At 54.1% G+C, this 7,679-nt stretch carries 4 protein-coding genes and 1 pseudogene; all 5 read right to left on the bottom strand.

What is annotated here, in order from left to right:
- Nucleotides 1-150: 150 nt before the first annotated feature.
- Nucleotides 151-774, bottom strand: a complete 624-nt coding sequence (locus AQS70_RS06075) for a phosphoribosylanthranilate isomerase (protein WP_055102000.1) — start codon at nt 772-774, stop codon at nt 151-153.
- Between the two features lie 63 nt (nt 775-837).
- The gene (gene truA / locus AQS70_RS06070) at nt 838-1,662 is read right to left on the bottom strand and encodes a tRNA pseudouridine(38-40) synthase TruA (RefSeq protein ID WP_055101999.1); all 825 of its coding nucleotides are present in this window, start codon (nt 1,660-1,662) and stop codon (nt 838-840) included.
- A 163-nt stretch (nt 1,663-1,825) separates the two neighbouring features.
- Entirely contained in the window at nt 1,826-4,189 is a 2,364-nt protein-coding gene (locus tag AQS70_RS06065) for a motility hub landmark protein FimV (protein ID WP_055101998.1), read from the bottom strand.
- Between the two features lie 175 nt (nt 4,190-4,364).
- Nucleotides 4,365-5,375, bottom strand: a complete 1,011-nt coding sequence (locus AQS70_RS06060) for an aspartate-semialdehyde dehydrogenase (protein ID WP_055101997.1) — start codon at nt 5,373-5,375, stop codon at nt 4,365-4,367.
- Between the two features lie 125 nt (nt 5,376-5,500).
- A pseudogene (locus AQS70_RS06055) lies at nt 5,501-7,679 on the bottom strand (dermonecrotic toxin domain-containing protein); the annotation flags it as partial.

Raw genomic sequence — 7,679 nt, 5'->3', positions numbered from 1 at the left:
CCTGCATCACCCCATACACCCTCAGCCTTCCCGACAACACGCTGCACAGCGGCTGCCGCTTTAATTTCTGCCCGTCATACCACCGGGCCCGCTTGTATCACACTGCGGTAATGATGGACGGTGGCAGGCTGCCAGCCGTCACATCGGGTATCAGTTTGTTGCGCGTACAGCCTGCATAAAGGCCCGAATCTTATCGTGATCTTTGATGCCTTTGCTCATTTCTACCCCGCCACTGACATCGACGGCGTAAGGCTGCACCTGTGCAATAGCTTGCGCCACGTTGTGAACAGACAAGCCGCCCGCCAAAATGATCGGCTTGCTTAGACCTTGAGGTATCAATGACCAATCAAACGCCTGACCAGTTCCACCCGGCACACCTTCAACGTAGGTATCGAGCAATATTCCGCTCGCGCAAGCATAAGCAGCACAGGCCGCCGCTATATCATCCCCAGCCTTGACACGAAGGGCCTTGATGTACGGGCGGTGATAACCCTCACATTGCTCCGGTGTTTCATCACCGTGAAATTGCAGTAGGTCGAGCGGTACGGCGTCTAACGTTTCATTCAGCTCACACGCACTGGCATTCACAAACAGGCCAACGGTGGTCACAAATGGCGGCAGGGCCGCAATGATTGCTCGCGCTTGAGCCGCATTCACGGCACGCGGGCTTTTTGCATAGAACACAAAGCCTATCGCATCTACGCCAGCGTCAATCGCTGCCAACGCGTCATCTATGCGGGTAATACCGCAGATCTTGCTGCGAACGGCTGACATGTTAGCGATACCTCTAGGCTTAAATGCGAAAGTGCCGGATGTTAACAAATGCTTACTCGTGCGTCAGCCGTCGAGTTCGCTAAAACCCGTTAAGAAATGTGGACCGATGTAACGCTCGGGCAATGCAAACTCATCCCGATACTCAACCTGCACCAGATACAGGCCGTAAGGGTGCGCGGTTACGCCACCAGAGCGCCGCTCACGGCTTTGCAGGACTTCTTTGATCCACTCAACCGGGCGTTCACCAGAGCCAATCGTCATCAGCACCCCGGCAATATTGCGCACCATGTGGTGCAAGAAGGCGCTGGCGCGTATATCCAGTACGATCATCTGCCCGTGACGAGTGACACGCAGGTGGTGCATTTCTTTGATGGGTGATTTGGCTTGGCATTGCCCAGCACGAAAGGCGCTGAAGTCATGCACACCCAGTAAATGCTGAGCCGCCTGGGCCATGCGCTCGACGTCCAACGGACGGTGGTTCCAGGTGATTTCCTGATTGAGGTGCGCAGGGCGAATCGGATCGTTGTAGATCACATACCGATAACGCCGAGCGATCGCTTTAAACCGCGCATGGAAATGCGCAGGCATCACCTTCGCCCACGTGACGCTGATGTCATGGGGCAAATTGATATTAGCGCCCATAACCCACGCCTTTAGCGAGCGCTCGGCCTGAGTATCAAAGTGCACCACTTGCCCGCAGGCATGCACCCCAGCATCGGTGCGCCCGGCACACATCAATGACACCGCAGAGTCAGCCACTTTTGACAGCGCGTTTTCAAGGGTTTCCTGGACAGTCAGCACGCCATTGGCCTGACGCTGCCAGCCACTGTAGCGAGAACCTTTATATTCCACGCCCAGCGCGATTCGGAAAAAGCCTTCAGCGGCCATTTCGGCAGCTGGGTTATCTATATTTGCCAAGGAGTTACAGCCTGCTCATAAACGCAAAGGCGGCCATTATAAGGCGCACCCGCCAAGACGCCATGAATCAAATGCGCGACGTATACAAAACGGCAGCCTTGAGGGCTGCCGTTGACTATTGCTTGAACTGCATTCACGCCAGACGCGATAACAGCTCGATGGCTTCGGCCTGCTGCTCAGGGCTGCCCTCGCCCATGACTTCCGCCAAGATGTCACGAGCGCCCTCATCGTCACCCATGTCGATGTAGGCCTGCGCCAGATCGAGCTTGGTCGCCGCTTCGTCCGAACCCGACAAAAAGTCGAACTCAGGCTCGTCTTCAGCCCCCACCTCGGTTCCAGCGAACGGCTCAGCCATCTCGGGCTCTTCAAAGCTTTGCGACAAGCGCTGTAACTCGGCGTTAACTTTGTCCAGCTCGAGCGAGAAGCTGTCAGGCACTTCTGGAGTCGAGACTTCTTCAGCCAAGGACAAGTCAAAGTCTTCGGGCAGGTCTAAGTCATAGTCCGCAGCAATGTCCAGCGCAGCTTGGGCTTCGGCCTGCTGCTTTAGCACTTCATCAAAGCTCTGCTCAGGCGTCACATGGGTATCATCCAGACTCAAGTCAACGTCGTGATCTTGCTCCTCAGGGGGCGTTACTGCCGGGCTCGGCTTGAGGTCAGGTTCAGCCTCGACCACTCGATCATCGCGCATCATTTCTTTAACGAAGTCGGCCTGAAATTGTGAAGCAACCGCCGCCGCGACAATCCCCCCCGCAACCGCTGCCATGGCCGGATAACGAAGCTTGAGCTGCGACACTTCGGCGTAGTTTTTGCCATTGGCGACCAATTGGCGCTCTTGCGCGACAAAGGCGTCGCGTTCATCCAACTCGCCATACACCTGCATCAACTTCAACCGCAGATCACTGCGCTGTGGCGCTTGTCTGACTGCGCCTTCAAGCAAACCTGCGGCCTCATGGAACTGTTGCTGCTGAATCAGTTGCTCAGCTTCAACCAATACTTCAGCACCCGACTTGTTTGATGCAGCGACTGGCACAACAGGCGCTACCGCTGGAGTAGGTGCTGATGCCGATGCAGATGCCGGAGCAGCGTCCAATTTGACACTCGCGGCCGGCGATTCAATGCCCTCAAAGCTACTTTCAGGCAGGTCGAAATCCGCCGCAAACTCGGGCTCATCTTCTTCCAGCGCACGCGCCATGCGCGCATGGCGCTCGGAGGCTTGCTGGGCTTTACGTCGACGAATCAAAAGCAGCAACAAGAGCAACAGCAACAAGACCGCAGCAGCACCGGCCACTTGCATCAGCAGCGGGCTGGCGAGCAAGTTCTGAATACTGCGCTCATCACTTGACGTGGCGTCCGTCTGAGGCGTCGGCGCTATCGCCGTCGCTGGCGTACCTTCCGTTGCCGGGGCAATGTCGGCTTCTGGTGTATCTGCCGCCTGAGCGCTCAATTGGGCCGGTAGCACGGCCTGCGGATCGACCGGTGTAGAAGCATCGCCCTGCAACGCGGCCAATTGGTTGTTTTTTAATTCGATGATGCGTTGCAGCTTATCGAGTTGGCTCTGTAAGTCTTGTAATCGACTTTGCAACTCAGCACTCTCGCGACGGCTGGTGTCTAGGCTTTCCTGAGTTATGGCCAGCTTGTCGCTGATATTTTTGGCGTCGGCACCCGCACCTTTATTACCCGCCTGCCCTGCGACTAGGCTCAAACTATCCTTGACCTCAGCGGTTGGCTGCACCGTTGCCGCAGGCTTACGCGCCGTGGCATCTAATTGTTGAGCCCTTGGCGCAGTGCGCCGACCGCTACGCCAGTCGGCGTTCTGTAACGCGACTTCTGAGACGGCCTTAGCTTGAGGCAACTCAGCACTTTGCTCAGCATTGGGCAAGCGCAGCACTTGGCCGGTTTTCAGCCGATTGATGTTGCCATCAATGAATGCATCTGGGTTGAGCGCCTGAATTGCCAACATGGTTTGCTGGACTGAGCCGCCATTACGCGACTTAGCGGCAATTTCCCACAACGTGTCGCGGGCAGAGGTGGTGTATTGCGCAGGTTCAGCGCCAGTCGCGGAGCCTGCCGCAGCCGCCGCAGCGGTTTGTGGTGAGTATTTAGCCGGGTCCAGCAGGACGCTGTAATCGCGCATCAAGCGGCCACTCGGCCACATGACTTGCACCAAAAATTTTACGAAAGGTTCAGACAACGGCTGGCTGGAGGTTACCCGCAGCACGCTCTTGCCATTGGCGTTGATCACCGGGGTAAACCGTAGGTCGTCCAGATAGCTTGGACGCGGCACTCCGGCCTTAGAAAACTCGTCTGCCGGGGCTAGGCTCGGCACCAGTTCGGCAGCGCTCAGGTCCTTGACGTCTAGCAGCTCGATCTCAGCCAGCAGCGGCTGGTTCTGAGTCGACTTCAGGGTCAGCTCGCCGAGCCCAAGCGCCTGCGCCATACCGGATGACAGCGCCGAAGCGGCAGCTATTGCTAACACTAATTTGCGAACCTGAACCATAGCCTCTTCCTTATTGGTACAGATCTCGTCCAACGAGATCTGTAGAGCTGCTGCCTGACGACACGTTAGGGCTTACACCTTCGCGCGCACTGCGTCATTAAATCTATAAGCCCTGACAGCAGCTTGACTGCAACGCTGGCCCTGAAGCCTTGCCAAAAGCGTCGCCAAGTATCTTTTACAGTAGGTCTTTTATCAACAACTCAGCCAGTTGAACGGCGTTTAGCGCTGCGCCTTTGCGCACGTTATCAGACGTCAGCCACAGATTAAGTTCACACGTGTCATCAATACCGTGACGAACACGACCGACATACACCACGTCTTGACCCACCGCATCGCCCACCGCGGTTGGATAATCGTCTGCATCCACTAACTCGATTCCAGCGCCAGCTTCTAGCGCGGCGGTTACCGCCGGCAGGTCAACCGGTGCAGCCAATTGCAGCGACACACTATAACTATCGCCAAAAAAAACCGGAGCTTGAATACATGTAACCGAAATTTTCAGGCTAGGAAGGCCCAATACTTCACGCAGCTCCTTCACCAGACGTTTTTCCAGCGGCACATGCCCCTGAGCATCCGGCTTACCCACTTGCGCCAACAGGTTGAACGCCATCTGACGATCGAAAAAGCTGGTTTCTAGCGGGTGCATGTTCAATAGCGCGGTGGTTTGACGGGCTAATTCTGACACCGCCTCTCGACCTTGAGCCGACACCGCCAAGCATGCGGTAACCGAAACCCGTTGCAGCTCAAGCAGCTCAAGCAGCGGCCCAAGAACAACCGCCAAGGCAGTTGCTGAAGGGCTTGGGCTGCTGATCTGAATTGGTTTTTCAAGCCCGGCAAGGATCTGTGCATTGCACTCGGGTACAACCTGCGGTGCTTGGTCCGAAGGCAACGCACCTGACAAGTCGATCACACTGCAACCGGCCGCATGGGCCTTGGCCACATAGCTCAACGTCACCGCAGGGCCCGCAGCAAAAAATACTAGCTTTGCTTTAGTGAAGTCGAACTCGTCGACTTCGCGCACTCTTACGTTTTTACCCCTAAAAGGCACTGAGCTTCCGGCCGATTCGCTGCTCGCCAGCACATGCAAATTAGCAACTGGGAACTCGCGCTCTTGGAGGAGTTGCACAAGTGTTTCGCCGACAGTGCCGGTGGCGCCGACGACGGCGATATCAAAGGACTGGTTCATGTGTCTACCTCAGGCGAAACGTGGGGAGGCGCACTTTAACTGCCCGGCGTAAGCCAGGCAATTAAAGCGATAGCGGGGTGACGTCATAGCCTTACGACTGCCTTGCAGTCAAATGCTGCCATGTATTAATGATTATCAAGAGGCAAAAACCAGCGCTTAACAAGATCGTTGCCGATCACACCATAATAAACGTTGACTGTGGCCTGGGGGCTATTCGATTTATTGAGCTGCGAGTAATAGCTTTCTCTACGCTGGGATTTGAGCTTCAAATGGGCCACGCCGTAATTTTCCTTTGGCGTATCCGCTGCAGCATAGTGAATGTGGGCATACCAGATCGGGAAACCATTCTTGTCATTGATCGCGTATTCCTGAATGAAGTCCTTACGCTCGCCGGCCAGTTTTATCCGCTTGCCCAACCCTGCAATCTGTACACGGTCCTGGTCAAGCAGATACTGAAGGTTGCCGTGAGTGGGCGGTAATTCAAGGCTTAACTGGAGGCGTAGTTCTTTGCCTTTATCCGTCAGGCGCGTGGCCCCACTGCGCAGGCCCTCGACCAAATCCAGATCTGATTGCACAACTGCGTCCAGAGGCTGAGCATCGATGGCTTTGCTGAACTCTGCTGCCAAGTGATTGAGACGATCTGCCTCATAGTGAAGAACCTCTTCAACTTCCTGCGGGTATCTGGATTTTTTTGTATATTCCTCTGCCCTGCGCAGATGCATATCGAGGTCAGCGTAACGTTTGCGAGCCTCACCTTTGAGAATATTGAGTGGCCGCGTGGCGGAAGGAGCCTTAGGCGCAACTACTTTTATTTCGTCCCATACCTCACCGTGTTCTGAATAAGTACCGAGTAGTTGATCATTTTCCTCAGAGCGAACTTCGACTACTTCAATGGGCCACTCCCCTCCCGCCGGTATTAGCTTGCCAATCAATCGCCCGCTATTGCGGGTTTTAATAATTCGCTTGGGGGTATTCAATGTTGGCCCACGGTGCGGCTTGAGCGGCAATTTCGCACCCTTGCCACTTGGTTTAATCTCGGCAGCCATTTTTATTATGACGTCTTGGTAAAGGCCATCCAACATTGTGACGATTTTGTTGAAGAAGACGCCATCCAATTCATCAGCACTGATAATACCCAAACCTCGCAAGGCATCCAGCGATTGAGCATAGGAGTCGACGAGGCTATTCAATACTTCCAGGCTTTCACCGCTGCCGAAATCAAACGTATTGAGCTCCGCATGGGTACTGATAAGTTTTCTCACAGGCGTGACGAGGGCCTCCAGAGTTTCAACCAACGCGGTATTAAGGTGCCACTCTTTAACACTAGGCTTTATCAACCAATTTAAATATGAATTTTTAATGGGAATATCAAAAAAATCCACGTTCGCTTTTTCAAGACTTACGTCTGCGAGAGAACTTTCATACCTTTGTTTTCCCGCCTCATCCAGTCGTTCCAGAAATCGAGTTCTGAGTTCAAGCGTGGCAAGCATCTTTTCATAAATTTCTATATAGGCCTTCATGACCTGATCAGACCGCAGATTGCCAGAGCTGCCAGGCAGCTCAAATATTCTATTGGAAACCCCCTTTAAGTCATGGTCATAAATGACCATAAGATGGTTGCACTCAGTAGCCAGCGCCAATATACGGCCATCAATATCGTATTTTTTTACATCGGGAAACAGGTTTTTAAACTCATCGAGATTCGTCAGCAAGAGAAGGTATGAGTCGATCATCTGCTGAGTGGCACTCTCGGCTTTACGGCGATAAACACTGCGTTGTTCTTCGGTAAAGCGCGGATCTTTTTCAGCGCGCTCCATCACGGATATCGAGACCTGGAATGTTGCGTTCATCTTCGGCGTTTCATCGTTGAGCCTTACCCACTGAGCTAGCATCTCCTCTCTTCGCGCTTCTTTTTCCTCGCGCAAAGCCTGCAATCGAGCCTTCGGCATGCCGCCAGACAAGCGCAGACGCAAATCCAGCGACCAGCGACCGTCCCCACTGGACTTCAAATAGGGGCCTAAATGATGGCTGTCTGCGGGGTCAACAATCACGACGCCTTCGGACCACACACTGATCTCATATAACGTGCCATCAACCAAGGCATGCCATTTATTTTTAATTACATAAAGCCCCTTACGAGGCACATCAGCACTCGGGTTGTGCAATACAGGCTGCGGCATTGGCGCGGGCTTCTTTACTTCGAAACGGGACAGCAACTTTTTTTGACTGGGCGTTAACCGATTTTGGGAACTGGCAAAACTGAAGTCCAGAGGCGAACTCTGCCTATCAGGTAACTCACCTGAG

This window comes from Pseudomonas endophytica (assembly GCF_001411475.1).
Taxonomy (GTDB): Bacteria; Pseudomonadota; Gammaproteobacteria; order Pseudomonadales; family Pseudomonadaceae; genus Aquipseudomonas; species Aquipseudomonas endophytica.
The sequence above is the reverse complement of the archived record's forward strand: the minus strand, read 5'-3'. Positions and strand labels throughout refer to the sequence as shown.

What these genes read in the sequence shown, in the direction of transcription:
- AQS70_RS06075 (WP_055102000.1), bottom strand. Translation starts at nt 774, where the DNA reads ATGTCAGCCGTTCGCAGCAAGATCTGCGGTATTACCCGCATAGATGAC.
- truA (WP_055101999.1), bottom strand. Translation starts at nt 1,662, where the DNA reads ATGGCCGCTGAAGGCTTTTTCCGAATCGCGCTGGGCGTGGAATATAAA.
- AQS70_RS06065 (WP_055101998.1), bottom strand. Translation starts at nt 4,189, where the DNA reads ATGGTTCAGGTTCGCAAATTAGTGTTAGCAATAGCTGCCGCTTCGGCG.
- AQS70_RS06060 (WP_055101997.1), bottom strand. Translation starts at nt 5,375, where the DNA reads ATGAACCAGTCCTTTGATATCGCCGTCGTCGGCGCCACCGGCACTGTC.